The organism is Polynucleobacter sp. MG-28-Ekke-A2 (assembly GCF_035012985.1).
Lineage (GTDB): Bacteria > Pseudomonadota > Gammaproteobacteria > Burkholderiales > Burkholderiaceae > Polynucleobacter.
The window spans coordinates 83,620-110,456 of sequence record NZ_JAYGQU010000003.1 but is presented as its reverse complement, the minus strand read 5'-3'; the positions used below and the strand labels follow the sequence as shown (position 1 = coordinate 110,456).

Genomic DNA, 26,837 nt, shown 5'->3' with positions numbered 1-26,837 from the left:
AATGTTCAATTATTGAAATACGACACAATTAATTGCATGTAAAGTTGTCCAAGATCATTTGCGATGCTTTTCAGCCAAAACCTCATTTAAGACTGCTGCCAATTTCTCAGAAAGCTGGGCGAATCCATGATTCTTCTCAACATAGTTGCGCCCGGAACGACCCATATTTTTACGCTCCTCAAGTGGGGTAGTAGCTATTTTTAGAATGGCCCGTGCTAAAGCTTTTGGATTATCTGCCGAAACTGTGAGCCCTGCATGGGCTTCACTAATAGGATTATTTGTAGAGTTACAACTAAAAATAATTGGGCGCTCGGTAACCATATAATCGAATAACTTATTTGAACTGATGCCGTATTTAAATACAGGCGCATCAATCAAGTTAAAAATAAAGGCATGGGCCTCAGCAGCCAGTGACGGTATCTGATTTTTGGATATTGGAGGTTCAAAAATTACATTCTTTAAGCTTAATTCATTGGAAAGGGCCATCAATGCGAGCTTAAGCGGGCCATCGCCAATCATACGCAAGGAAATGCTATGACCATCTGGCGACTCTTGTACAAGCTTCATAGCCCTTAGGATGTTATCCAGCCCATTAGCCTGACCATGTGACCCAAAATACATGAGGGAGAAGGCATCCGAAGATAAAGGATCGGCAGGCTGAGGAAACATTGCAAGGTCAACCCCATTGGGCACCCAAATTATCTTCCGCTTGGAAATGCCAAGTGGGGCAATATACTCCCAGGCGCGCGGCAAAAGAACCACCACACGCGCTGCTCGCTTATAAAGTAGCAACTCCATTTTGCGCAAAACCCAAGTTAAGGCGGATGATTCTTTGAGTCGCCCCATATCAATTAGGGTCTGCGGCCATAAATCGCGCACCTCAAAAATGAATGGTACTCTGTGCCTTCGAGCCAAAATCATTCCAGCTAAAGCTGCCAAGGGATGTACGCTTGACCCAATAATGACATCAGGGGAAGTCAACTGTTTAGTTATATTAGGCCTAAGGGCTTGAAGAAAATATGTAGCGATATTTAAAGTTCGCCACAATTTATTTCCACTATAAGTTGGTGTTTTCAACCATAAAAAAGGTACGCCCTTATAGAACTCAATGCGATGATTTTCATCATTTCGCAACCTTTGAAGCCCGGTTTGATGCTCAACGCTTGCAGCAATGATGCTTGCACTCCAGCCATACTCTTTTAAATGCTCGGCAAGGTGAAAATGTCGAGTTCCGCCAGCTGATGATGGTTGCTGCGCATAATGATTAAGAATCCAAACGTGCTTCATTTATATAGATCACCATTTAGCTTATCCACGATTAGCTTTGCAGCCTTTCCATTTCCATAAGGCGATATTTCTTTGCCTCGGCTAACTAAACAAAAAAGAATTGCATCTACAATCTCTTTACAGTTCAATGGTGGGGCAAGTAAATTCCAGCCAGATTCAACCAACTCTACCCACTCCGTTTCATCTCTCAAAGTCACACATGGAACCCGATAAAAGAAAGCCTCTTTTTGAACCCCTCCAGAATCTGTTGCAACCAATGCAGCATACTTTTCAAGCTGAACCATATCCAAATAACCGACAGGATTGATTAGCATCAAACTCTTTCCAACTCGATCCATAAGACCCAATTGATCTAGGATTGCCCTAGTACGGGGGTGAATGGGCCAAACAACAGGAATTGACTTAGAGATCTCAGATAGGGCATCAACTATGACCAATAATCTTTTATGGTTATCAGTATTTTCAGCCCTATGTATAGTTGTCAAAATATATTTTTTAGGCAGTAAGCCAAACTTATTTAGTGCCCCCCCCTGCTCAGAAACGCGCGAGCCAAAGTGAAGTGCTACGTCAAACATAACATCACCAACTGGAATAATTTTGGCTTCGTCAAAGCCCTCTCGGCGAAGATGCTCAGATGATACAAAATTAGGACAAAATAGCCATTTAGAAATACGATCAGTTAGAATGCGATTAATCTCCTCAGGCATTTTCATGTTGAAACTTCTTAGCCCAGCTTCAATATGAGCTACAGGTATGTGAAGTTTTGCTGCAGTTAACGCTCCAGCCAGAGTTGAGTTTGTATCTCCATAAACAAGAACTAGATCTGGCTTTTCTATTAGAAGTATCCGTTCGATTTCAATAAGCATTCGACCCGTCATTACTCCATGGGTCCCACCGTGTATATCAAGAAAATAATCTGGCGGCTTCATTCCAAGCTCGGAAAAAAATATATCCGACATATTTTCATCAAAATGCTGGCCAGTATGAACAACCACCTCACAAAGAGATGGGATCCCTGCTATCTCGTAAGATACGACGCTTGCCTTAATAAATTGTGGGCGAGCACCCAATATAGTTACAATTTTTTTCATAAAAATTTATCAAATTTTAACTTTAATCAGTAAAAAACATGATGGTATTAAACCTTCTAAATGCTTAATTGATCAAAGGCACTGAGAGAAACTAAGTGGCTATATAAAAAATTAATGTAGATTGGTGTCATAATTTATTTACTCTTAGCGCTACCTATAACCTTATGATAGACGGAGACCATATTGTCAACGCAATGATTCCATTCATAGCAATTCAAGACATGCTTTCGCCCCCTTTCGCCCATATTCAGTCGCAGAGTAGGGTCTAAAACCAATAAATGCAGAGCATCACTTAGTCCTTTTGGATTATTTCTTGGTACTACTAGGCCAGTAACTCCATTAATTACTACTTCAGGTAAACCACCAGCATTACTAACAATTACCGGTAAACCGCTGGCACTTGCCTCTATAACGGCCACGCCAAAACTCTCGCTATCAAGCCGACTTGGCGCAACAAAGACGTCAAATGTTTGGAGAATCTCTGGAACAGACTGATGTTTAATATGCCCCAAAAATTCAACTCGATTGACCAGATCAAGCTCCATAACCAGAGCCTCAAGCGCCTTTCTTTCGCTACCGCTTCCAGCAATAACTAACCTTAGGCGTTGGATGCGATCTAGTTTAGCCACCATAGCATCACCCAAAAGCAGCGAGAAGGCTCTAATCAAAATATCAAGACCATATTTTTTTTCTAGCGTCTTTACAATGCCAACAGTAATAAACTGGTTATTCCTATTATCAAGCGGTGAGAATTTAGTGCAGTCGACTCCAAAAGGGGTTATATGTGCTGAAGTTAGCTCAGGAGTAAGATTTGAAACTTGATTGGCCATCACCTTACTTGTAGATGCGACCGCGTTTGCACGGCGTAAGTTCCAGCGAATTAATTCCCCTTTAAATTTTGATTGATAGGGAAAATCAAATACATCCCCCCCCCAAACAGAAACTAAAGTTGGGCAATAGCGAACAAGGGAGGCCATCGTGCCATATCCACTAGCATAGTGGGCATTTAATATATCGGGTTGCAATACCTCAAGATGATATCTAAGCGCAAATGAGTTTAGGAAGTAGCCCAAACTCCCTCTAAAACGAAGTTTAATCACCCTTAAGTTAGGAGGAAAATTCCAGTCGAATGAATCGTGCTGAGTAATCAGAGTTACCGTGTGGCCCAACTCTAAAAGCGAAATTGCCCAACGCTGGGTATGTATAGAGTTAGCAGATGCAAGTAAGACAATTTTCATTCTATTAAAAGCCCATAAAAATTATCACTAAATAATAAGACATAACATATATGCAAATTAAATGTTTGAAAATAAGGCGCTAAACTGAATTATCGAGTAGCTATAAAGTATTTACTATTAGCTGACGACCCAAAAGCTAACCCGACAAACATCCACATCGGCCAACTGACCGCGATATTACCTTGCAAAATAAAAACTTCGAAATTTTGAGATAAGAGCATGGCAAAAAAAATACTCGCAGCCGATCTAATGTATGAGCTATATCGAGCTTCCCAAAATTTCTGCCAAAGCGACAGAAAAAATAAAACAACAAACGTCAACCCCACAAACCCTACTTGCAACAATATCTGGAGATAGAAGTTATGAGTGGACAGATCAAAATCACTTAAGTGAGATAATTGAATTCCACCACCTCGCCCAAGCCAGGGTTTTTCAACAATTAACTCCCATGCTACGGGCCAGATAATATCCCTACCAGAATTAAAATTTTTACCCGATAAATCTTGGGATATTAGATTTAAATTCCAAATTTGGCCTAAACTAGTGAACGTAAAGTTGATTATAAGATAGCTTAGGATAAAAGAACTCAGAAGTACTGCCCAATATAAATTCCTTCTAGCGCATAAATATGGCCAAATATAGTAGACAAATAGTCCGCCAGAGAATGAAATTAACGCAGTTCTAGAACCAGAATTTACCAGCATTAATAAAAGGATAATAGCAAATACTCCAATGGATTTTTTTTTATTGAAGTTACCCAAAGAAATTAAACCGGCTATTGCCAACCATGCTCCATAAGGATTCTTGTTTTTAAAATCTGAGCCAAAAATTGAAATTAAAAAAAATATAGCAGATACAAAAAATATGGTGAGTAAAAATATTTTTCTGTAGACAACTATTTCATAGTCTCCATCTAGCCCACTTCCAAAAACATATCCAATATGTAAAATACTAACTACCGAAATTAATTGTAGTAATCGCTGCACAAGTCCCAATGAATTATCTAAATTTGGATCACTAATAATATTGGATAAGGCATATAAGAAAATCATTAAATAACTAATTCCGTAGCATCGGTATAAAAATTTAGTATTTTTAAATGAGTAAAACTGTAATAAGATAGCAAAAATTACCAGAAAATATAGGGCTATATATCCAAACATGGATATTATTCCAGACTCATGAAGACTAAGAATGGAGATAGCAAGCGGCAAATATAAAAAAATGGATAGTCGCATTTGCTTCATTGGGCACAATTTTTTTGAGTCAAGAGCAAAATATCGATCATGATTAAATTTCAGATGAGGCTTTTCTTGGATCGAATAAAAAGCATACAAAATATCGATGCAGCGACCGCCATAATTGCGCCAAACATCCATCCTTTGATAATTAGCAACAAGGTGATTTGATCAACCCACAAAAAAAACACCGCCAAAGATAAAGCTCTTGTAGCCTCTGCAAGCGTGTGTATCACAGGTAATCCCATAGCATTTCCCGCAACACCACTTAAACGGAGCATTACTTCGGCAACTGCAGTCATGCCAAAAATCCATTTAAACTGCTCGAGCGATGAATAAGCAACCAAAAATGGCAATTTAGGCATGAAATTAGTTAAAAGGAGAATCGTCGCCACCGCAATAAAAACAGCAACCCCTGATATCAGAGTTGATTTAAGGCTGTCTTTGTTGGAAATATTATTGGTCCAGCGCTTAAATAGTAGCGGCAAACCAAGATTAAGTGGTGTGAGAATAAAATTTATTGCTATCAAACCCATTGTAAAAATACCTACAGCGGTAATTCCTAATGAGTTTTCTATGTATTTTAGCCAAAAAAAACTAGAGGTCCCAAGAAGAACTGCGGTCAACCAGGCGCCTGCACCGTATTTTACTATTTCATTAACTTCTACCGACATCCCAAAAACCGGAAAATTTACTCTCCTATTAACCACAATGAACGTAAACACAGCGCTGATGGCAGCCGAAGATAAAAAAATAAATGCTATCTGCCAATCCTGGAATTCATTGATATATGGAATAATGGTAATTATAAAAAATAATACAATGATTTGTGGTGCAGCACTTACTAGATTAAAATACCTTGTACTAGAGTGTGCCAATACCGCCCCACGAAGCACTCCATATATATTGGAAATTGATACCGCAAGAGCAAAGATCATCGCATATGAAATCTCTTCACCATACGTCAGCAACGAATAAAAAAATGCAACTATGAGAGTAATTATTGCCACGCCCCCAACTAATAGGTAAACTTTTTTGCGCTCTAATCTATTGGATTCGCTAAAATAAAAGATAGCCTGCGGTAAACCAAACAAACAGAGAGCGCCGATAAACTGTAACTCTGCCCTTACAAGTGAAAATTTACCTTGCTGAGCTGGTCCAAGACTTAACCCGATCATTAAAGTAGCGGCTAGCATCGCCAAGGCGCCTACCCCCTGTATTAACATGGTAAGAGCTATTTGATTTCTAAATCTCATGCAGTTTAGGTCTTTAGGTCAGGTCTATTATTTATATTTCTATTTCTTATAAATCGGGCTGGTACGCCTCCCCATATCTGGTTTTCAGGAATATCCCTGGTAACAACTGCGCCAGCCGCTATTACTGCACCATTACCAATTTTGACACCCCTTAGAATAATTGCATGAGCACCAATCCAAACATCATTTCCAATTATTGGGGCTGATTTATTAAGATCCGTAATTTTCGAAGAAAATCCATTTGCAACAGCATAATTAGGGCTCATTGTCCAAGAGTCAGGATTATGTTCAGGGGGGCCAATTAGAACTCCGTAAGCTATAGAACAATAGTCTCCTATTTTTCCCGAAGAAATTATTCCAGAATTAATATATGTTCCCTTGCCCAAAAAAACCCCCTTACATATAGTTACATCTCCTAAATAAGCAGATTTACCAACATCGGAAAAAGGGCTAATTCTTGCGCCAAAACCAAGCTCTACCCCCTGAAAGGATGCCTTCAACCATCCCAACATAAAGTAAATCGCTTTGACAAAATTAAAAAAAATATTCCTTGCAAGAATAAATACACACTTTAAAAAAAAATTTTTGGTATTTAAATGCATAAAAAATTAACTACTAATTTTTGTTGGTCGATTTTTAACTCAGGATGCATTGGAATGCTAATAATCTTTTTTGAGACATTAACTGCTTCAGGACAACATTGAGGACAGCATAAATCCCGATAAGCCGGCTGTAAATGTATGGGGGTTGGATAGTGAATGGCTGTTGGTATATTCTTTTTTAACAGATCACTTTGAAATTGGCTTCTATTTTCTAGAAAAACCGAATATTGAGCAAAAACACTAGTTCTATCTTCTTGCTGTTTAACAGTTTTTAGTTTCCCAAGAAACAATTCATTATATTTTTTACCAATCTTTATTCGTTGCTCAATCTCATATTCAAATCTCTCTAATTTTGCCAAAAGTATTGCGCACTGCAAGGTATCCATGCGTCCACCCACCCCTACCCTTGCATGAACATAGCGCTCACTTTGTCCATGAACTCTAATTTCACGACAGGCTTTCGCAATGGCATCATCACTCGTAAAAATTGCCCCCCCATCCCCATAACAACCCAATGGTTTACTTGGGAAAAAACTGGTGCACCCTATTGTAGAGAGATTCCCACTTTTTTTTCCCTTATAAGTTGATCCAAAACTTTGAGCGCCATCCTCAATAACTGGGATATTTCCATGTCGTGCTGCAATGGTATTAATTTCATCCATATCGCAGGGTTGCCCGAACAGACTCACAGGCATAATCGCCTTTGTTTTATCCGTTATTTTTTCTTCAATCAGAGATGCATTGATATTGCAAGTATCTGGCTCTATATCTACAAAAACTGGTATTGCTCCCAGAAGCACTATTACCTCCGCAGTTGCAGCGAAGGTAAAGGGAGTTGTAATCACCTCATCTCCAGGCTGAATTCCTAAAGCCAGTAGACTAATTAACAGAGCCTCGGTTCCACTAGCAACTGTGATGCAATGCTTGGCGCCGGTATATTGCTCAAGCCTTTCCTCTAGCTCGCGCACTTCTGGTCCCATGATGTACTGACCATGCTCCAAAACGCGATTAATACGTTCTTGTATCTGGGGTTTTAGCGCTTCATATTGCGCCTTGAGGTCAATGAAGGGGATTAGTGGTGATGACATGTCAACTCCCCATCTAGCAACTCATATTTATCACCAGTAGCAGTGCAAATGCAGTGGGCATTTCCGATTAAAGGAAGATTCAATCTTTCACCATACTCACTCATCCAGCCGATCTGCTTTGCTGGTACCCCTACCATGAGGGCATAAGGCTTCACATCTTTATTAATGACGGCGCCTGCGGCAATAAAAGCATATTGCCCAATCGTTACTCCACAAACGATGGTGGCATTCGCTCCGATCGTTGCACCTTTTTTTACAAGAGTGTGGCGATACTCATCTTTTCGCGTGACAGCGCTGCGGGGATTGTAGACATTGGTAAACACCATGCTAGGTCCACAAAAGACATCATCTTCAATAGTGACAGCATCATAGACGCTCACATTATTCTGTACTTTGACGTTATTGCCAATAACCACATCATTACCCACAAAGACATTTTGCCCAAAGGAACAATGCTCTCCAATCTTTGCACCCGCGCAGATATGAGCCCAATGCCAAACACGGGTTCCCTCACCGATTTGAGCACCTTGATCGACGATGGCAGTGTCATGAACGGTGTAGTTCATTATTTCACTAGCCTTTTTACAAAGGGATGTACATCAACTCCAATCGGTGAGAGCGAAGCTGTGCGAATCACGTTGACTGTTTCGACCGCATGCCTTGCATCTTCTAGACCATAACCCCGACCCGCCAAAATTTCTTGATAGCTTACGGTATGTAAATCCGTAAAGCCTTCGGAAAACTCTAACTGCTCGCCACTAATATCAATATTACGATAAGTCGTTTTTTTACCTTTGACTTCATCCGGTAAATCATTCGCATCAATGGATAAAAACCAGCGCACCCTGGCATGCTCATACTCAAGATATCCCGCCGCCTTATTGAGGCCCGCATAGTGCACTTTATTTTCTTGCAAACTACCGAAAATAAAATGGAGCATGTCATAAAAGTGCACTCCAATGTTTGTTGCAACACCAAAGGATTTTCGATCATCACCTTTCCAACTCTCGGCATACCACTTACCGCGAGAAGTTATGTAGGTTAGCTCCACATCGAACTTGGTATCTTTAGGCGCTTTAGCCACTTTGTCACGTAATGCCAAAATAGCCGCATGATGCCGAAGCTGCAAAATAGTAAATACTTTTTTACCGGTTTCGTTTTCGACCAATAAAAGATCATGCAGCAATTCAGGCGAAGGAACTAGTGGCTTTTCACAAATCACATCAGCCCCTAATCTTAGCCCTGCAGTGATATGGGAATGATGTAAATAATTGGGCGTACAGATTGAAACATAATCTAGAGCAGATTCTGGAGCGCGCTTTAATTGATGCGCAAAATCATAAAAACGCTCAAACTCGGTAAAAAACTCACTTTGAGGGAAGATGCTGTCCATGATTCCCACGGAATCGTTGATATCGAAGGCCACACTTAGGTTGGAGTCCGCGTCTTTAATGGCGCGCAGATGCCTTGGGGCAATGTAGCCTGCAGCGCCAATCAGAGCAAAATTTTTCTTCATATTTGTTGCCATCATAATCTAAATACCGTAAAGCCAGCATCAGTCAAATCTTTAGCGTCGTAGAGCGCCTTCAGATCCCCAAACACCGGTTGCAAATCCCAGCGACAATATTTCTTTAAAGTATTGCCATCAAGAGAGCGAAACTCCTGGTGACCGACGGCTACAATCAGCGAATCTACTGGGTAATTTTCATCAATTACTTGCAAATCAAAGCCGTACTCTCGGGCTACTTCTATAGGATCGGCCCAGGGATCGGTCACGACTACATTAATATTCCAGCTACGTAACTCTTCGATTAGATCAATGACCTTGCTATTACGAATATCGGGACAATTTTCTTTAAAGGTGACCCCCATTACTCCAACGGTCGCTTTAGTAATATCGATGCCATTTTTGACCATGCGTTTAATGACATTGCGCGCGGCGTAGCGCCCCATATTGTCATTAATTCGTCGGCCCGCTAAAATCACCTGCGGGTGATAACCCACCTCTTCTGCTTTGTGCGTAAGGTAATAAGGATCAACTCCGATGCAATGCCCCCCTACCATGCCTGGGCGAAACGGTAAAAAATTCCATTTACTACCGGCAGCCTCTAGGACCTGGATCGTATCAATGTCTAATCTTTCAAAAATCACCGAGAGCTCATTCACAAAGGCAATGTTTAAATCGCGCTGGCTATTTTCAATTACCTTAGCCGCCTCAGCGACCTTCATGCTCGTAGCAGGGTAAGTGCCGGCCGTGATGATGCTCGCATATAAATCATCAACTTCTTTGGCAATCGCTGGGTTTGAGCCACTGGTGATTTTTTTAATCTTGGTTAAGGTATTGACCTTATCGCCTGGGTTAATACGCTCTGGGCTATAACCACAGAAAAAATCGACATTGAATTGGAGGTTTGATGCCTGCTCTAAAACGGGAACACAAACCTCTTCAGTGCAACCTGGGTAGACGGTCGATTCATAAATGACGATGTCTCCCTTTTTCAAGGCCTTACCCACTGTATGGCTTGCTTTAATAAGCGGCGTTAAGTCAGGACGATTCGCACCATCAATTGGGGTGGGCACCGTCACAATAAAAATCTGGGCCCCTGATAAATCTTTCGCATCACTGGAGTAATTCAATTTACTTGCCAAGGAGAGCTCAGCTGGAGCTACCTCTAAGGTGCGATCAACGCCTGATTGCAACTCCTCAATACGGCTCTTATTAACGTCAAAGCCAATCACGGAAAATTGCTTACCAAACTCCACAGCCAAGGGCAATCCTACATAGCCTAGGCCAATGACAGCAATGGTTTTTTGATCCAGATTCACGTAAGGTTCTTTGCTTAACTACTTTAAACATTTAATAACAAAAGATTGTTGCTTGCTAATACCCGTTCTCGCATTTTGCTTTGACTACGCATTACTATCTTAAGCGCCACTTGCGCCAATTTTTGACGGTACCCCAGAAGGCTTTAAACAAAGATTTGATTTGCGCCATCTTGTCTTTCGCTTCGGGATCAGCCTCAGCATTTCTTAGGGCTTGGCGCACGAAGACAAAAATGAGGAGTAAAAAACCGGTAGCTAGCGTGGTCAAAATCGCAATGAGCGCGCGCTTGGGCTTAGATTTGATTTCAGGGGTAGATGCAAAATCAATTTGGGTAAAGGTTGGGCCAACTCTGCCCTCGTCTACTTTGGCCATCTCTAACTGCTGGATCAAACCACTAATAATTTGTTGCTGGCTATAGGGATCCTGGAAAGTTCTGCTGGAGATATCCTTAATTTGCTCTTCCAAAAAGATTCTGCGATTTTGCGCCTCTTGTAAATCGAGCTTACCTGTAAATATTCTAAGCTCTGTGACAAAGCCATTTGCAAGCTCAGCTGCAAATTTAGCATCATAGCCATCAACTTCAATCGTGATTAAGCCCGATTGTTTATCTGAACTGATGTCGACATTGCGGTCTAGTTTTTTGCGCGTATAAAAAAGGGTGTCTTTATCGTAATATTTTTGTAGATCATATTTTTTAATGATGATGTTGCGAAACTCATCGCTTTTGAGATATGCAATATATCTTTGACCGGGATCTTTGAGACCCGCCAAATCACCTGCTACACCACCTAGACCACCCAATGCTCCTGCTAAAAGACCCCCAGCAGAAAGTGCATTACTTTGATCAGGGGGCAAGATAGATGCCTTCCCTGTATAGATGTTCGGCCAAATGACCGCAATCACTAGGGCAAGAATGCCGGCACCCAAAGAGCCAAAAACCAAGAGCTTGAGGTTTTGGGCAATCGTTAAAGCAAGATCTAAGAGGGAGATTTCATCCTCATCATCCCACGGTTCGTTGGGACTGTTTTGCTGGCCTGATTGATTAGGTGTCATATGATGTTCGATCGCAAGTTTTCTAGTCTTATTTCAAGACATTGATTGCCGCTGCACCCAATCCAATATTAAACAAAATGGTAGTCCAATCCTTGAGGCCTTGAGTAAACGTACTCCACGCCGTTTGTCGAACAATTCTTTCCGGTACAACAATGGCATCACCTGGCATGAGGGGGTAGCCAGAAACACTATTGGTATTAAACCAACCCGATAGGTCTGGAGCCCTTACTGAGCCGTCAGCCGTCAGCACAAATGTCCACGCAGTTTCAGCAGTTGGGGTTGGACCAGCAGACCCCAAGTAATCGGAGACCACTTTACCGGGTTTGTAGAGCATGGCGGATTCGTTATAGACAGCGCCATAAATACCTACGCTTGAAGGCTCACGAGGGATAGATATCTCATCCCCATCCTCAAGGGCAATTTCTGGATACTCTGGATCTTTAGGATTCATTTCCAAAGCAATGCGACCATTAGGGTTCATCTGCTTTAGTTGGGCGATTTTTTGGGATAAATTTTGTTGATTCATCGCAGCCATTGCCTGTTGCGTTGCTATATCCTGCGATGTAGTTGTGGCGGACATCGCGTTAAGAGATGCGTACTGCAGCTGGTTTTGCATATTCTGAATTACTTTATCCAGATTCTTTTGCTGCTGCTCTCTTACAGAATTTCTACTGAGAATAGTTCCATAAACATAAGCGCTTCGAGTGGTTCCGCCAGCCTTGGCAATAACATCCGGCAAAGTCTCATCGCCTCTAATTTGATAGATACCAGGAGCCTTTACTTCACCTTGCACCCTTACAACTCTCACCTGCTTTTCTGCTGAGACTTGAATGTCTTTTTGACTGAAAATAGTAATAATGTCGCCAGGCTGCAAACTCACGTTTTGATTTTGAGAGGTCGGGTTAATTGCCTCAGCAAGATTAAAGCTAATGACTTGAGGGCTTAAATCCTTTTGATCAATACGCTCTAAAAGCGCAAAGTCCCAGTTAATTTGATCTAAACGTGCGCTATCCCGGATGCGAGCCAGATCATCACTTGTTCCGGCGCCAGATGCTGGAGGGGTAAAACGTCTCATGAAATAGAGATTAGTCAGCAATGCCTCTTTATTAGGAAGCAAATCATGAACCGTAGTACCCGGTTTAATCGGCAGACGTACTGATGGGGCTCCCAACAATCTTAAGGAAATGGCATTCTCAAATGCGGGCTTGATTGGCAAGAAAGTAACAATGTCACCTGCTTTTAATCTGGTTTGTAAGCCTTCTCTATTAAGAGATATTGCCATTGCAGAGAGTGGCTTTAACTTATCAGGATCAATACGCTCAATAGATACTTGTAACGGACTAGTGAAAACTGAGGTATTACCAGCGTAGCGAATTACCGACTCTAATGAGTTGCTAGTTTCACCTGGGCTTAGCTCGTAAATCGCCGGGTTTGGGATAGATCCCAACAGCGCCACTTGTGGGCCAACCGGAGGAATTTTAATAACATCTCCAGCCTGCAGAACGAGGTCTCGCGAACTATCACCATGAAGTAGAAATTGATAAAGGTCGACCACACCAACTACTTTGCCCTGACGCACTAACTGAATATTGCGCATGCTACCGTTAGATGTTGGTCCACCAGTAGCAAATAAAGCATTAATTAAAGTGCTGACACTACTAACAATATATTTGCCCGGCGTACTAGTTTGACCCACTACATAGATTTCAATGCCCTTTAGCTGGCCTACTGTGGCATACACATTGAAGTTAGTCAAAATACGACCGAGATAATTTTTTAATGTAGCCTCAAGCTCGCCAGCTTTAGTGCCGGCCAAAGGAACCGGCCCAATCTTTGGCAACGTGATGGTGCCATCTTTATTAATCGTATATCCCTGATCAATATCGAGTGCAGGACTGTAGATCTTGACGCTAATTTGGTCTCCGGGAGCTAAAACATAATTAGCGGGTACAGGAACAGACTCTAATGCTGCAAAGGGGTTGGAGCGGCTAAATAAATCTGCGCCATAAACAGGGACTGATTTACCAGTAATTTGAAATAAGAAATTTTGAAACGCATTTGGGGTGGGCGTATTCGAGGTCGCCTGGTTGGTAAGTCCATTTGAATTTTGGGTATTACTATTTTGATTGTTATTCTGATTGCTATTTTGGTTATTGCTTTGAGCATTGCTGTTTTGATTGTTGCCGTTGCCAGAGTTTGAGCCCGCATTTGACGAATTTTGAGTGCCTTGATTGCTTGAGCCCGATGCAGTCATGCCGGGACTAGCCGGCCTAAATCCACCAGAGCTCTGTCCGCTTTGATTAATGGTAATGCCAGGAGGAATCTGAATTCCTGGTGGGAGTTGAACGCCGGGCGGCAAGGTAACTGAAGTTCCAGCAGGAACGGCAGAGGAAGCATCAACTGATTGGGCATTAGCGGCAGACACTCCTAAGCCTAAAACGGTTAAAGCAATAAAAAACAAGCGCATTAAAGATTGGGGAAAAAACATATGCAAAAAGGCACCTAATATTTAAATAGTGGTTTCAAAACTCAATTCAGATCAAGGGGCCAGGTAGGAGCGATGCCTACGCTAGAGGAATACTAAAAACCCTAAACCATAGCTTACCGCTTGATTATAAGGGGTTTTTAGTTCAATTTACCCCCCCCCACTCTCGCCCGAGTACTCATAGCTCCAGTCCACAATCTTCTGATCAGGGATGTAGCCAGAGACCAAAGTATGTAAAAGTTGGCGAATCGCGACAATATCGCCTTGATCTAGTAAGTTATGCAATAAACCCAATTGCTCTTCTAGGTCCTGCCAAGGCAAGAAGTCATCATGAGCCTTAAAGATTCTAGGATGAGATGAGGATTTAGGATTATCGCCAATGAGGAGCTCTTCGTAGAGCTTTTCACCAGGGCGCAATCCTGTAAAGATTATCTCTATATCCCCGTATGGCTTATCTGTAGATTTCAGTTGCAAGCCGGAGAGTTCCACCATGCGCTTAGCTAAATCGACAATCTTCACCGGTTTACCCATATCCAGCAGATAGACATCACCACCTTGGGCCATGGCGCCTGCCTGAATGACCAACTGCGCCGCTTCGGTGACACTCATGAAATAACGGGTTACCTTTGGATGAGTGACCGTCAGCGGACCACCGTCCATTATTTGCTTTCTAAAAAGCGGAACTACTGATCCAGAAGAGCCTAAAACATTACCAAAGCGCACCATCGAAAAGATGGTTTTTGTCTGCGTTTGCTTTTGTGTCTGCGCTTGCGCAAAGGCTTGAAGAATCATTTCGCAAAGACGTTTACTTGCACCCATGATGTTGGTGGGTCGCACTGCTTTATCGGTACTTACCAAAATAAATCGCGGAACCTTGTACTTGGCTGCAAGCTGTACTAGAGCTAAAGTACCAAAAACATTGTTTCGAATGCCCTCTTTCATATTTTGCTCAACGAGAGGTACATGTTTATACGCAGCGGCATGATAAACAATATCAATTGAGTAGGTCTTAAAAAGTTCCAGCAAAATCTGTCGGTCTGTAATGGAGCCTAAAATAGGAATGATATTAATAGCACTTCCAGCATCTCCGAGAGCAAGCTTTTTGCTCAGCAACTCTTGATGGAGAAAGTACAAACCATACTCATTGCGTTCCAATAAAATGAGAGTGGCAGGAAGCTCAGCCAAAGCCTGACGAGCTAGCTCAGAACCAATAGAACCAGATGCTCCGGTAATTAATACAGCTTTCCCATGGATACCCGATGAGAGCAACAAAGGGTGAGGTGGTACCACCTCCCTATTTAGCAAATCATCAATATCCAATTGACGCACATCAGAGATTGAGACCTGACCACTGGCCAACTCATCAATCGTTGGCAATGTTCGTATGGCGACATTAAAACCTAGTAAGGAATTAATAATTTCTCTGCGGCGTGATTTGCTGACGGAGGGAATGGCTAACCAAATTTCCTCCGCCCTTAATGCAATAATTAATTGGCGTAAATTTTCAAGAGAGTGGATCTCAATACCGTCAATTTGCGACCCCACAACGCCGCGTCGATGCTCATCTGAGTCTATGAATCCAACCACTTTGAGATTACTTTTAGACCGTATATCCTGCGCTAGTTGACGTCCTGCTGAACCGGCTCCATAAATTAGCACTCTAGTGAAAGCAGTTCTCTTGCGAGAAAGGAGTTGTCGATAAGCATCGCCAAGCCAATAATTTGCAAAGGCACGTGAAGCGCCAATCAGAATAAATAATAATAATGGCTGACTGAGGCCTACAGAACGAGGAATATATATTGAGACTAAATTGGGGAGCGACAGGATGGCTGAAAAAAAGACCACGCCATAGATAAAAACCGCCCTAATAATCGTCCAAGTAGCAATACCGCCTGAATACCGAAAAATAGCCCGATACAAACCGTGCGTAATAAAGATGGGGAGAGCTATCCCAACGGAGATTGCCATGGTCGTTAGTACCAGAGGGCTTAAGCTTTGAAACTCTTCAAATCTCAGTGAAATAGTGAGGTAAACGGATAAAACGCAGAATAATGCGTCTAGACCTAATACTGAGATACGCTTGATAGACCTTGGTAAAGCAATGGCCTTATTGCGCAAACCATTCATGGGGTCTTGAGTTCTTGAGTCAAAATCCACATTTTTCATGGGTTCATTATAAGCTTTAGTACCAATAAATAGGCTCTTGAGCTAATAGGGTTATCCCCATAATGGTGCATTATGACTATATATGGAGTTTTAGTTCTTGATGGGCATTTTCACGGTTTAATCTAGATGTCCACGTATTCGTGGGTAATCCAGTCTTTTCCATGATGAGCTTGGCACGCGCAGAGACCTCTCTCCATTCCACATCGAGCATGGGCCCTTTAAAGGCGATGGCTACTACATTGCAATCATGGGATTCAGGAAATAGCAGCACTCGATTGTTAAATGCTTCGCAAATATTTGTCAGATTCAGATTGAAGCTTTTATGGCGTGAGAACAAATTAACCGTCATCACCCCTGGTCCTTTGAGGATACTGAAGCATCCCTTATAGAAATCCAACGAGCTCGCTGCAGGGCCATCGCAAATGGCATCATATAAATCCACCTGTACCGCATCAAACTGTTCGGCATACTTTTTATTTTGCACAAAAAGCTTAGCGTCAGTTTGTAAAGTCTCCAGCCTGCGATCATCATCCGGGGTAAAGAACATACTTCTCGCCGAAACAATCACTGCAGGATTTAATTCCACTACCGTGGTCTTGACTGCTGGGCAGTACCGATGCTGAAATTTCGTTAATGCTCCCGTACCAAGACCAAGTTGAGCCACCTTCATTCCAGGTTTAGTTTCCAGAAAAAGAAGCCACACCATCATCTGCTGGTTGTACTCGAGATAGATCTCATCGGGGTCACGCAAACGCATAGCGCCCTGAATTAACTCCGTTCCAAAATGAAGGTAACGCACTCCCCCACTCTCAGAAAACGTCACTGGCTCCATCCCTTGATCCAGCATGATGTTAATTAACCCAACGTCGTGCGTTGCGGAATAAGCGTAACCAAGGGCTGGCGCCGTCTGGGGTATCTAGCCATTCTGGTGGACACCAACTCATCTGCGCCGCCCTAAACACCCGCTCTGGATGGGGCATCATCACCATAAAGCGACCATCTGGTGTAGTAACGCCAGTTAAACCACCCGGAGAACCATTGGGATTCATCGGATAGGTTTCTGTAGGAATCCCTTGATGATCTACAAAGCGGAATGCAGCTAAGCCCTGCTTTTGAATCTGCTCCAAATTACCTTGTTGACTAAAGTTGGCATATCCTTCACCGTGCGCGATCGCAATCGGTATCTGACTGCATTCCATACCTTGGGTAAAGATGGAGGGTGAAGCCATTACTTCAGCCATGACTAAACGCGCTTCATACTGCTCCGATTGGTTACGGGTAAATTTAGGCCAAGCTTCTGCACCGGGAATAATTCCGGAGAGATTGCTCATCATTTGACAGCCGTTACAAACACCCAATGCAAAACTATCTTGGCGGTTAAAAAATGCAGAAAATTGATCGCGAAGTTGTTGATTAAACAGAATGGTTTTAGCCCAGCCTTCTCCGGCGCCTAAGACATCACCATAACTAAAACCGCCGCAGGCAATCAAACCTCTGAAGTCATCTAATTTGGCTTTGCCACTGAGAAGATCAGACATATGAACGTCATAACTATCAAAGCCAGCCCAATTGACTGAGTAAGCCATTTCTACATGGGAGTTAACTCCCTGCTCTCGCAAAATAGCAACCTTAGGTCGTACATTTTTAGCAATGTATGGAGCAGCAATATCTTCTGCAGCATCAAATGTGAGCTTCGGACTCATACCCGGATCGGAGATATTGTCTAAGAGGGCAAATTCACTATCAGCACAATCGGGATTGTCACGTAAGCGTGCGATTTGATAACTCGTATTGGTCCACATTTTTTGCAGAACTTCGCGCGGCTCTGCAAAAATATTCTTAGCATCACGCCAGATCTCAATACGGCCATTGGTATTGGGCTTACCAATAATATGACTGCAGGCACTTAAATTGAGTTTTCTAAGCACCGCAAATACCGCATCGCGATCTGCCTTCCGAACCTGAATCACTGCGCCCAGCTCTTCATTGAAAAGAGCACGCATGGTTTGCTCATGACGTCGACCAGAAATCTGCTGCGCCCAATTTTTAGCGTCACCATAATCGGGCTCTTGTCCTGCATCCATAGCAATCATGTCGACATTTATGGAGATGCCGCAATGCGACGCAAAGGCCATTTCAGAAACGCAGGCTAGTAAGCCTCCGTCGGAGCGATCGTGGTAAGCCAATAACTTATCTTCTTTACGAAGCCCAATCATGGCAGCAGCCAAAGCTTTCAAGTCTTCTGGATCATTCAGATCTGGCGCTGATTTGCCAGACTGATCTAACACCTGAGCCAAGATGCTGCCAGCCATGCGATTTTTGCCGCGACCCAAGTCAATCAAGATCAGTTCAGTCTCTTGTGTCGATCCATTCTTATCTTTTAGCTGAAGAAGAGGCGTTAGTGTTTTTCGGGCGTCTTCCACAGCTGCAAAAGCAGAAATGATTAATGAAACTGGCGCAACCACTTTCTTGGCCTCAGAACCATCTTGCCATGCAGTAGACATCGACAATGAATCTTTTCCAACTGGAATTGATATTCCAAGTGCTGGACATAACTCCATGCCGACCGCTTTTACAGAGTCATACAACTTCGCATCTTCACCCGGGGCGCCACAGGCCGCCATCCAGTTTGCAGAAAGCTTTACAGCCTCAAGACTCAAAATATCAGCAGCCAATAGATTGGTAATGGCCTCACCTACCGCCATACGTGCAGCCGCTGGCGCATCGATCACTGCCAATGGGGTTCTCTCACCCATGGACATGGCTTCACCACGATAACCTTTGTAATCCATCATCGTGACGGCACAGTCTGCTACAGGGACCTGCCATGGGCCAACAAACTGATCCCGAGCATTGAGCCCTCCAACAGTTCTGTCGCCAATCGTAATCAGGAATGATTTGCTTGCCACAGTTGGTTGTTGCAAAACCCAAGCAATCGATTGCGCAAGTTCGGCATCAGTCACATCAAGCTCTTTAAATTCTTGAGCCACTCTGGTGACATTGCGATGCATCTTCGGAGGCTTGCCTAGCAATACTTCCATTGGCATATCAATTGGCAGGGCTGCGTCTGTAGTTGCAGCTTGCTTAGAATCAGTCAATCGAAGTTGACGCTCTGCAGTTGCTTCGCCTACTACGGCATAAGGACAACGTTCACGCTCACAGAATGACTTAAAGAGATCCAAATCTTTTTTGTCGATTGCCAATACATAACGCTCTTGAGATTCATTACACCAAATCTCTGCAGGACTCATTCCACTTTCTTCGAGTGGCACGCTGCGAAGTTTAAAGGCAGCACCTAGGCCCGCGCCATCCGCTAGCTCAGGGAATGCATTTGATAAACCACCTGCACCAACATCATGAATAGAAACAATTGGATTGTTTTCACCCAATGCACGACAGGCATTAATTACTTCTTGTGCACGACGTTCCATTTCTGGGTTGCCACGTTGCACAGAATCAAAATCAAGATCAGCAGTATTTGTACCGGTTGCAACAGAGCTACCAGTTGCACCACCCATACCAATGCGCATGCCAGGGCCACCTAGCTGAATTAATAGATGACCTGCTTGAATTGCTTTTTTCTCAGTGTGGATCGAATCAATACTACCTATACCGCCAGCGATCATGATGGGCTTGTGATAACCACGACGAACTCCATCCAGGGTTTGCTCAAAGACGCGGAAATATCCACCCAGAATTGGTCTACCGAATTCATTATTGAAAGCGGCGCCGCCCAGCGGGCCATCAATCATGATTTGCAATGGTGTAGCTATGCGTTCAGGCTTGCCGTATATCTCAGCCTCCCAAGGAAGATCGGTTCCTGGAATATTGAGATTGGAAACAGAGAAACCCGTAAGACCCGCTTTAGGGCGACCGCCAACTCCAGTTGCACCTTCATCGCGAATCTCGCCGCCAGCGCCTGTAGATGCACCAGGAAATGGAGCAATCGCAGTTGGATGGTTATGCGTTTCCACCTTCATTAGGGTGTGGACTAAGCGCGTATCTTTTTCGTAGCGATGATTATTGCCCTGAGGCACCCAAGTTTCAGCCTCCCATCCAACCATTACCGCAGAATTATCAGAGTACGCAACAATCGTGCCTGCTGGCTGCAATTGATGGGTGTTGCGAATCATGGCGAACAATGAACGTTCTTGATCGTCGCCATCAATAGTCCAGCTTGAATTAAAAATCTTGTGGCGGCAATGTTCACTATTAGCCTGGGCAAACATAATCAGCTCTACGTCTGATGGATTGCGCTGTAGGCGTGTAAAGCTTTCTGCTAGATAAGCCACTTCATCATCAGATAAGGCAAGGCCCAATTCTTGATTAGCCTTGTCCAGCGCAGATCTACCTTCCGTCATCACTGGGATGCGCGCCAACGGCCTATCGTCTAGTGTTTGATATAAAGCATTTGCAGCATCAATTGAATCAACTACTGTCTCAGTCATTCGATCATGGACTGCTGCGATAACCAATTGCTTTTGTTCTGTAGTGAGCGTCTTTTTACTCTTCCAAGCAAATTGAACGCCGCGCTCAAGTCGTAAAACATCTAAACCGCATTGACGGGCAATATCAGTTGCTTTACTTGCCCATGGAGAAACTGTTCCCAGTCGGGGAATAACAATAGCGTCCTGACCTTCTGTTTTATCTTTTCCAAACCAAGATTTACCTGGATTTATTTTGGAGCTGAAAGCTTGGCCATAAGTTAAAAGACTGGCCAATATTTCTTGGTTTTGAGAGCTAAGCTCTTTTTCGGACCAAATCAAATGAAGGTATTGAGCCTCAATAGACTCAAGATCAACCCCTTGGGCAGCCAAAGTAGCTAAAAGACGCTGTTGGCGGAAGGGGGAAAGCGCATCGGCGCCGGGCAAAAAGTGGAAAAAAGACATCCCTAGATTATAAGGTTTTGCCTACAGCAATCTCCCGCCCTGTAGGTGTAATTGCCGCTGACATCGATCTGCCAAGGCTTGGTCATGGGTTACCAAAACCAGGGTCGAATGATTAGCCCGATTTAGCTCAAAAAGGAGCTCAATAACCCGGTTTCCACTTGCTTCGTCAAGGCTGCCAGTGGGTTCATCCGCAAATAGTACGGCCGGCTTCATGATGAAGGCCCTGGCTAAAGCCACCCTTTGTTGCTCCCCACCAGAGAGGGTTTTGGGGAAATGATTGGCTCGTTCACTCAGACCTACTTGCTCAAGGCAAGCCAGGGCATTATCTTTGGCCATTTTTAGGCCATTTAGTTCCGCTGGAAGCATGACATTTTCTAGCGCAGTGAGATGGGGAAGCAGCTGAAAAGATTGAAATACAAAACCCACTTTTTGGCCCCGCAATTTGGCTCGGCCATCCTCATCCAATAGATTCAGATTTTGGGAGGCCAATTCAACGTGCCCACTGGTAGGTGCATCGAGTCCGGCCAAAAGTCCAAGTAAAGTGCTTTTTCCAGATCCAGATGCTCCGGTAATAGCAACGCTCTCACCCTCACAGACATCAAAGCTAATGTCGTGCAAAATAGTTAATGATCCATCGCTAGATAAAACTTGTTTACCTAGATGTATCGCACTGAGGACTTTTTCCGGAATACTCATAGATGATTCAATTGCACTGGTTGAACGGCTTAGGTAAAAAATCAATAACCATATCAATGGCATTGACGCTATTTTGCCTGCTTATTCCATTTGGCACACGAGCCCAGGCCAATCCTGTTATTTTGGTTATGGGTGATAGCCTCTCTGCAGAATATGGATTGGCACGTGGTGCCGGCTGGGTAAGGATGCTTGAGGACCAACTCCAAAAAGAATCAAGCCCTTGGACTGTCTTTAATGCCAGCATTAGCGGGGAAACAAGTTCCGGTGGCTTAGCTAGATTACCAAAGCTCTTAGAGCAAAAGAAACCTGGAATTGTTCTTTTGGAACTTGGTGCAAATGACGCTCTTCGTGGACTTTCAATACAAGAGTCGGAAAAAAATTTACGTAAGATGATTCAGTTGAGCAAAGTCTTAGGGGCAAAGGTTCTATTATTTGGCATGCAAATTCCACCCAATTATGGGCAGGATTACACCAAGCAATTTCAAGAGCTATATCCAAAACTTGCTCGTCAAGAACAAGTTGAACTGCTTCCATTCTTTCTAAAGGGTGTAGCTGCTGATATCAACTTATTTCAAGCAGATCGTATGCATCCAAATGAGAAGGCACAAAGCATTCTCTTTAAAAACGTATGGGGCGCAATGGCCCCATATCAAACACTACTTAAGAGCAAATAACTCTAGTTAACTACCGGAGCCAGATGATGGTGGCTTAAGGGGGTTGATGACTTTAACTCCAGCGACATCACGCCAGTAAGCCATAAAGCCCGCAAATTCAGACTGGGCCGCTAAGGCTTGGATTTGCTGAGCTTGTGCTTTGTGCACCTTGGCATCAACACCGCTAGGCTGACGTACCTGATCAACGCGATACAAAATCGTACCGACTCCTGGGTTTTGAACTGAAACAACCGCAGGGAATTTATCTGGATTAACCGACATCACATCATCAAGCGCCCCACCCACTAAGTTTCCTGGCTTGTTACGAGACACCCAAATTGGGCTAGCAAATCCTACTGCGATTTTGGGATCTTTTTCCAAAGCAGCAAAACGATCAGCTGCGGCAGACACAGCTAGCTTTTCAGCCATACGTTGACTTACCTGACGTTTAACCTCTGAGGCAACATCTTTATAAGGCAGAGTTTGCGCTGGGTGAAAAGTCACCACTCGAGCAGAAACAAAAATACCCGGGGATGTTTGTACGGCTTCAATATTGCGTTTGTTCTTAACGGCTTCATCGCCAAATAAAGATTGCACTACCTTCGGATTGGCCAACGGATGGTCTTTTGCAACACCGGTTGCACCAGAGCGAGTAACACCTTTTTGAGTCTGCACGCTAAGTTTTAATTTATCAGCAGCCGGCTTAAGACTATCCGACTGGTCATAGGTCATATTTGCAAATTGATCGGCTTTTTCACTAAATACCTTAGCATCATCCCTTGGGTCTGCCTTGAGAACTATGTACTCAACGTCAACGTATTCTGGACTTTCAAAGAGTTTGGCGTTTGCGTTATAAAAAGCTTGAAGCTCTTCTTGTGATGGGTTTACCTTAGATAAGTAATCTTTCGCATCAAATGATAGGGCCTGAACTTGACGCTCAGTCTCATATAAGGTTGAAACGATTTCAGATAATTTTGGGCTGCCGATTTCTGTACGGGCTACTGAGTTAACAAGCTGACTGATTTTGAGATCAAAAGCTTGGCTTGCATAAAACTGCTCTTCGTTTAAGCCATTGCTAGCCAAAAGTTGTTTAAAACGTGCGTCATCAAAACTTCCATCTTGCTTATATAAAGCACGAATTTGTGAAATATTTTGCAGACTCTTCACTAGCGCTTCTTTGCCAACTTGCAAATGTAAATCACTAACAGCAAAACCAAGGATGCGTTGCTGCAATAACTCATTCAGGATTGCCTGTCTAAATTGAAGGCTTTGCGCTATTTGCGCATTACCACCGACACGCTCCGCTTGGCGTTTAGCAGCAGAGTCCACCTCTTGCGCGGTAATCGGTTTGCCATTGATTTTGACAAGATCCGTCTCTTTATCTAAAAAGCTCGAATAGCTTGAGATGCCAAAAAATGCAAATGAAGGAACGATCAAAAGCATTAATAGCAGTTGCAGAATTTTCTGGTGTTTACGGACGGTATCAAACATGAAAAAGGTCGCTAGTAAAAAATGTGAATACTAGGAGTGTACTAGGAGTGTCCCAAGGGAAGGAAGGATGAGCTTCTTGGAATTGAAATGCCTGAGCAGGCTAAGAAAGAATATTGCGGTAATAGTTTGGTGGGCGCTGAGAGGCTCGAACTCCCGACATTCTGCGTGTAAGGCAGACGCTCTACCAACTGAGCTAAGCGCCCCAAATTATTACAGCTGAGATTGTAACCTAAGCGTGGAATTTGGGTGGATTTTCCGCTAAACCGACCTCATTGACAGAGGAGAATTTAGCGAAAAATCACCCTATTTTCAGTGCTTAAGCACGTCTGCGGAGGCACCCTTTTCACTTGCTTTGCTAGCTTCAGCAGCCTTTTTAGCAAGCTCTTCAGGCGTAGGATCCGGCAATGCTTGAGGCATACGCTCTAACGCCAATTCCAAAACCTTATCAATCCAGCGTACTGGAATAATCTCAATCGCATTCTTTACGTTATCTGGAATATCAATGAGATCCTTAACGTTTTCTTCCGGGATCAAAGCTAGCTTAATTCCACCTCGATGTGCGGCAAGGAGCTTTTCCTTTAATCCGCCAATCGGCAACACCTCGCCACGCAATGTGATTTCACCAGTCATAGCAACGTCTGACCGAATTGGAATTCCAGTAAAGACAGAAACCAAAGCAGTTGTGATCGCAATGCCTGCCGAAGGACCATCCTTTGGAGTTGCGCCATCGGGGAAGTGAATATGAATATCCTTCTTCTCAAAAGCCTCATCAGTAATACCAAGACGCTTTGCTCTTGAACGAACCACGGTACGGGCCGCTTCAACAGACTCTTTCATCACATCGCCAATAGAACCAGTACGTGTAATGACACCCTTGCCAGGCATAACAGCAGCTTCAATAGTGAGCAAATCACCGCCCACTTCAGTCCACGCGAGGCCAGTAACCTGACCCACTTGATTTTCTTTACCAGCCAAACCAAAGTCATACATACGCACCGAGAGGAATTTCTCTAAGTTATCTGCATTAACAACTACAGGCGCAGCCTCTTTCTTTAAGAGCAACAGCTTCACCACTTTGCGGCAGATCTTGCTGATTTCGCGCTCTAAAGAACGGACACCTGCCTCGCGGGTGTAGTAACGAATCATGTTGCGTACAGCACTATCTTCAATCTTGAGTTCGTCTTTTTTCAAGCCGTTGTTTTTGATTTGCTTTGGAATCAAATAATTCACGGCAATACTAGTTTTTTCATCTTCCGTGTAACCAGCCAAACGAATGATCTCAAGACGATCCAATAGTGGGCCTGGGATATTCAAAGAATTTGAGGTTGCCACGAACATCACATCGGATAGGTCAAAATCAACCTCTACATAGTGATCTTGGAAAGTATGGTTTTGTTCTGGATCTAAAACCTCAAGCAATGCACTTGCAGGATCTCCGCGGAAATCCATGCCCATCTTGTCCACTTCATCCAATAGGAATAATGGATTTCGCACACCAACCTTAGTCAGGCTAGATAAAATTTTGCCAGGCATAGAGCCGATATAAGTTCGACGATGACCGCGAATCTCAGATTCATCACGAACGCCACCTAAAGCCATACGCACAAATTTTCTATTCGTAGCGCGCGCAATAGATTGACCTAGCGATGTCTTACCAACACCGGGAGGGCCAACCAAACAAAGGATTGGCGCTTTCACGCGATCAACACGTTGCTGAACAGCGAGGTACTCCAAAATACGTTCTTTGACTTTATCCAAACCGTAGTGATCTTCATCCAATACTTTTTCAGCATTGGTGAGGTCATTATTGATCTTGGTCTTTTTCTTCCAAGGAAGATTCACAAGCGTATCAATAAAGTTACGAATGACAGTAGCTTCAGCCGACATTGGCGACATCAACTTAAGCTTCTTAAGCTCTGACTCCGCCTTCTTCAGCGCTTCCTTAGGCATGCGTGCAGCCTTGATGCGCTTCTCGAGCTCCTCAAGATCAGCACCCTCCTCACCCTCACCCAATTCTTTCTGAATTGCCTTTACTTGCTCATTCAAGTAGTATTCGCGTTGACTCTTTTCCATCTGACGTTTCACGCGTCCACGAATGCGCTTCTCTACTTGCAGAATATCAATCTCACTTTCAAGATCAGCAAGCAAGCTTTCTAAACGCTGCACAACATCCGTCATTTCCAGTAAGCGTTGTTTTTGCTCAAGCTTTACAGGCAAGTGCGCGCAGATGGTGTCAGCCAATCGACTTGGATCATCAATGCCGCCCAGTGAAGAGAGAATTTCTTGCGGCACTTTTTTATTGAGTTTTACGTATTGATCAAACTGCGCCATGATTGCGCGACGCAATGCTTCCGTTTCATGGGCATCAATTGCATTAATCGCTGTTGGAGTTGCTTCACAATTGAAGTAGCCAAGGCTATCTTCGATTTGACTCACTTCAGCACGCTGCACACCTTCAACCAGCACCTTGACAGTGCCATCTGGCAGCTTAAGCATCTGCAGGATGTTAGCGATACAGCCCACTTCATAAAGGTCTTCAATAACAGGCTCATCCTTAGCAGCCGTCTTTTGAGCAACTAATAGGACATTTTTGCCAGTTTCCATGGCAGCCTCGAGGGCTTTAATCGATTTGGGGCGACCCACGAATAGTGGAATCACCATATGAGGAAATACAACTACATCCCTTAAAGGGAGTAAAGGTAGTTGAATGGGTTCAGAGGGTAGTAATAAGTGGCCAGGCATGGGGCAAATCCTCCAAAGTAATCAAACCTCAAAAGTCT

Annotated in this window: 19 protein-coding genes and 1 tRNA gene; 1 reads left to right on the top strand and 19 read right to left on the bottom strand. The window is 43.5% G+C overall.

Annotated features, from left to right (window positions below; genetic code table 11):
* Positions 1 to 54 precede the first annotated feature (54 nt).
* From VC188_RS03570 to VC188_RS03495, 16 genes are all read right to left on the bottom strand, one after another.
* Complete coding sequence (locus VC188_RS03570) at positions 55 to 1,287, bottom strand: glycosyltransferase family 4 protein (protein WP_323483055.1); 1,233 nt, start codon at positions 1,285 to 1,287, stop codon at positions 55 to 57.
* Complete coding sequence (gene wecB / locus VC188_RS03565) at positions 1,284 to 2,378, bottom strand: non-hydrolyzing UDP-N-acetylglucosamine 2-epimerase (protein WP_323483054.1); 1,095 nt, start codon at positions 2,376 to 2,378, stop codon at positions 1,284 to 1,286. The genes VC188_RS03570 and wecB overlap by 4 nt, the downstream gene beginning before the upstream one ends.
* A 134-nt stretch (positions 2,379 to 2,512) precedes the next feature.
* Positions 2,513 to 3,616, bottom strand: coding sequence for a glycosyltransferase (locus VC188_RS03560; protein WP_323483053.1), 1,104 nt, complete (start codon positions 3,614 to 3,616; stop codon positions 2,513 to 2,515).
* 89 nt (positions 3,617 to 3,705) lie between these two features.
* Entirely contained in the window at positions 3,706 to 4,863 is a 1,158-nt protein-coding gene (locus VC188_RS03555; RefSeq protein ID WP_323483052.1) for an O-antigen ligase family protein, read from the bottom strand.
* A 50-nt stretch (positions 4,864 to 4,913) separates the two neighbouring features.
* Complete coding sequence (locus tag VC188_RS03550; protein ID WP_323483051.1) at positions 4,914 to 6,110, bottom strand: hypothetical protein; 1,197 nt, start codon at positions 6,108 to 6,110, stop codon at positions 4,914 to 4,916.
* Positions 6,111 to 6,115: 5 nt separating this feature from the next.
* The gene (locus VC188_RS03545; RefSeq protein WP_323483050.1) at positions 6,116 to 6,610 is read right to left on the bottom strand and encodes a CatB-related O-acetyltransferase; all 495 of its coding nucleotides are present in this window, start codon (positions 6,608 to 6,610) and stop codon (positions 6,116 to 6,118) included.
* Between the two features lie 92 nt (positions 6,611 to 6,702).
* Positions 6,703 to 7,800 (bottom strand): DegT/DnrJ/EryC1/StrS family aminotransferase, encoded by a 1,098-nt coding sequence (locus tag VC188_RS03540; RefSeq protein WP_416350485.1) that lies wholly within the window; start codon positions 7,798 to 7,800, stop codon positions 6,703 to 6,705.
* On the bottom strand, positions 7,785 to 8,366 hold the full coding sequence (locus tag VC188_RS03535) for an acyltransferase (protein WP_323483049.1): 582 nt from the start codon (positions 8,364 to 8,366) through the stop codon (positions 7,785 to 7,787). The genes VC188_RS03540 and VC188_RS03535 overlap by 16 nt, the downstream gene beginning before the upstream one ends.
* The gene (locus VC188_RS03530) at positions 8,366 to 9,316 is read right to left on the bottom strand and encodes a Gfo/Idh/MocA family oxidoreductase (protein WP_323483048.1); all 951 of its coding nucleotides are present in this window, start codon (positions 9,314 to 9,316) and stop codon (positions 8,366 to 8,368) included. The genes VC188_RS03535 and VC188_RS03530 overlap by 1 nt, the downstream gene beginning before the upstream one ends.
* Positions 9,317 to 9,327: 11 nt before the next feature.
* A complete protein-coding gene (locus tag VC188_RS03525; protein WP_323483047.1) occupies positions 9,328 to 10,626 on the bottom strand; it encodes a nucleotide sugar dehydrogenase in 1,299 nt (432 codons plus the stop codon).
* Between the two features lie 94 nt (positions 10,627 to 10,720).
* Positions 10,721 to 11,677 (bottom strand): Wzz/FepE/Etk N-terminal domain-containing protein, encoded by a 957-nt coding sequence (locus tag VC188_RS03520; RefSeq protein ID WP_323483046.1) that lies wholly within the window; start codon positions 11,675 to 11,677, stop codon positions 10,721 to 10,723.
* 28 nt (positions 11,678 to 11,705) lie between these two features.
* Positions 11,706 to 14,165, bottom strand: a complete 2,460-nt coding sequence (locus VC188_RS03515; protein ID WP_323483045.1) for a polysaccharide biosynthesis/export family protein — start codon at positions 14,163 to 14,165, stop codon at positions 11,706 to 11,708.
* A 147-nt stretch (positions 14,166 to 14,312) separates the two neighbouring features.
* Entirely contained in the window at positions 14,313 to 16,328 is a 2,016-nt protein-coding gene (locus VC188_RS03510; RefSeq protein WP_323483044.1) for a nucleoside-diphosphate sugar epimerase/dehydratase, read from the bottom strand.
* 76 nt (positions 16,329 to 16,404) lie between these two features.
* A complete protein-coding gene (locus VC188_RS03505; protein ID WP_323483043.1) occupies positions 16,405 to 17,175 on the bottom strand; it encodes a spermidine synthase in 771 nt (256 codons plus the stop codon).
* Positions 17,176 to 17,179: 4 nt separating this feature from the next.
* A complete protein-coding gene (gene purL, locus VC188_RS03500) occupies positions 17,180 to 21,217 on the bottom strand; it encodes a phosphoribosylformylglycinamidine synthase (RefSeq protein ID WP_323483042.1) in 4,038 nt (1,345 codons plus the stop codon).
* A 21-nt stretch (positions 21,218 to 21,238) separates the two neighbouring features.
* On the bottom strand, positions 21,239 to 21,913 hold the full coding sequence (locus VC188_RS03495; protein WP_323483041.1) for an ABC transporter ATP-binding protein: 675 nt from the start codon (positions 21,911 to 21,913) through the stop codon (positions 21,239 to 21,241).
* Between the two features lie 56 nt (positions 21,914 to 21,969).
* On the opposite strand from VC188_RS03495, the gene VC188_RS03490 reads away from it, so the two are divergent.
* Positions 21,970 to 22,587 (top strand): arylesterase, encoded by a 618-nt coding sequence (locus tag VC188_RS03490; RefSeq protein WP_323483040.1) that lies wholly within the window; start codon positions 21,970 to 21,972, stop codon positions 22,585 to 22,587.
* Positions 22,588 to 22,593: 6 nt separating this feature from the next.
* On the opposite strand, the gene VC188_RS03485 is transcribed toward VC188_RS03490, so the two are convergent.
* The 3 genes from VC188_RS03485 to lon form a co-directional block, all read right to left on the bottom strand.
* Complete coding sequence (locus VC188_RS03485) at positions 22,594 to 24,057, bottom strand: peptidylprolyl isomerase (RefSeq protein ID WP_323483039.1); 1,464 nt, start codon at positions 24,055 to 24,057, stop codon at positions 22,594 to 22,596.
* 127 nt (positions 24,058 to 24,184) lie between these two features.
* Positions 24,185 to 24,260: transfer RNA gene (locus VC188_RS03480), tRNA-Val, on the bottom strand.
* 106 nt (positions 24,261 to 24,366) lie between these two features.
* Positions 24,367 to 26,799, bottom strand: coding sequence for an endopeptidase La (gene lon, locus VC188_RS03475; protein ID WP_323483038.1), 2,433 nt, complete (start codon positions 26,797 to 26,799; stop codon positions 24,367 to 24,369).
* Positions 26,800 to 26,837 lie beyond the last annotated feature (38 nt).

Bases quoted from the DNA above. Each gene is read 5' to 3' on its own strand.
- VC188_RS03520 (WP_323483046.1), bottom strand. From the start codon at position 11,677: ATGACACCTAATCAATCAGGCCAGCAAAACAGTCCCAACGAACCGTGG.
- VC188_RS03555 (WP_323483052.1), bottom strand. From the start codon at position 4,863: ATGAAGCAAATGCGACTATCCATTTTTTTATATTTGCCGCTTGCTATC.
- VC188_RS03540 (WP_416350485.1), bottom strand. From the start codon at position 7,800: ATGTCATCACCACTAATCCCCTTCATTGACCTCAAGGCGCAATATGAA.
- VC188_RS03510 (WP_323483044.1), bottom strand. From the start codon at position 16,328: ATGAAAAATGTGGATTTTGACTCAAGAACTCAAGACCCCATGAATGGT.
- VC188_RS03515 (WP_323483045.1), bottom strand. From the start codon at position 14,165: ATGTTTTTTCCCCAATCTTTAATGCGCTTGTTTTTTATTGCTTTAACC.
- VC188_RS03505 (WP_323483043.1), bottom strand. From the start codon at position 17,175: ATGCTGGATCAAGGGATGGAGCCAGTGACGTTTTCTGAGAGTGGGGGA.
- VC188_RS03560 (WP_323483053.1), bottom strand. From the start codon at position 3,616: ATGAAAATTGTCTTACTTGCATCTGCTAACTCTATACATACCCAGCGT.
- VC188_RS03485 (WP_323483039.1), bottom strand. From the start codon at position 24,057: ATGTTTGATACCGTCCGTAAACACCAGAAAATTCTGCAACTGCTATTA.
- VC188_RS03490 (WP_323483040.1), top strand. From the start codon at position 21,970: ATGGCATTGACGCTATTTTGCCTGCTTATTCCATTTGGCACACGAGCC.
- VC188_RS03550 (WP_323483051.1), bottom strand. From the start codon at position 6,110: ATGAGATTTAGAAATCAAATAGCTCTTACCATGTTAATACAGGGGGTA.
- VC188_RS03570 (WP_323483055.1), bottom strand. From the start codon at position 1,287: ATGAAGCACGTTTGGATTCTTAATCATTATGCGCAGCAACCATCATCA.
- wecB (WP_323483054.1), bottom strand. From the start codon at position 2,378: ATGAAAAAAATTGTAACTATATTGGGTGCTCGCCCACAATTTATTAAG.
- VC188_RS03535 (WP_323483049.1), bottom strand. From the start codon at position 8,366: ATGAACTACACCGTTCATGACACTGCCATCGTCGATCAAGGTGCTCAA.
- VC188_RS03495 (WP_323483041.1), bottom strand. From the start codon at position 21,913: ATGAGTATTCCGGAAAAAGTCCTCAGTGCGATACATCTAGGTAAACAA.
- VC188_RS03530 (WP_323483048.1), bottom strand. From the start codon at position 9,316: ATGAAGAAAAATTTTGCTCTGATTGGCGCTGCAGGCTACATTGCCCCA.
- purL (WP_323483042.1), bottom strand. From the start codon at position 21,217: ATGTCTTTTTTCCACTTTTTGCCCGGCGCCGATGCGCTTTCCCCCTTC.
- lon (WP_323483038.1), bottom strand. From the start codon at position 26,799: ATGCCTGGCCACTTATTACTACCCTCTGAACCCATTCAACTACCTTTA.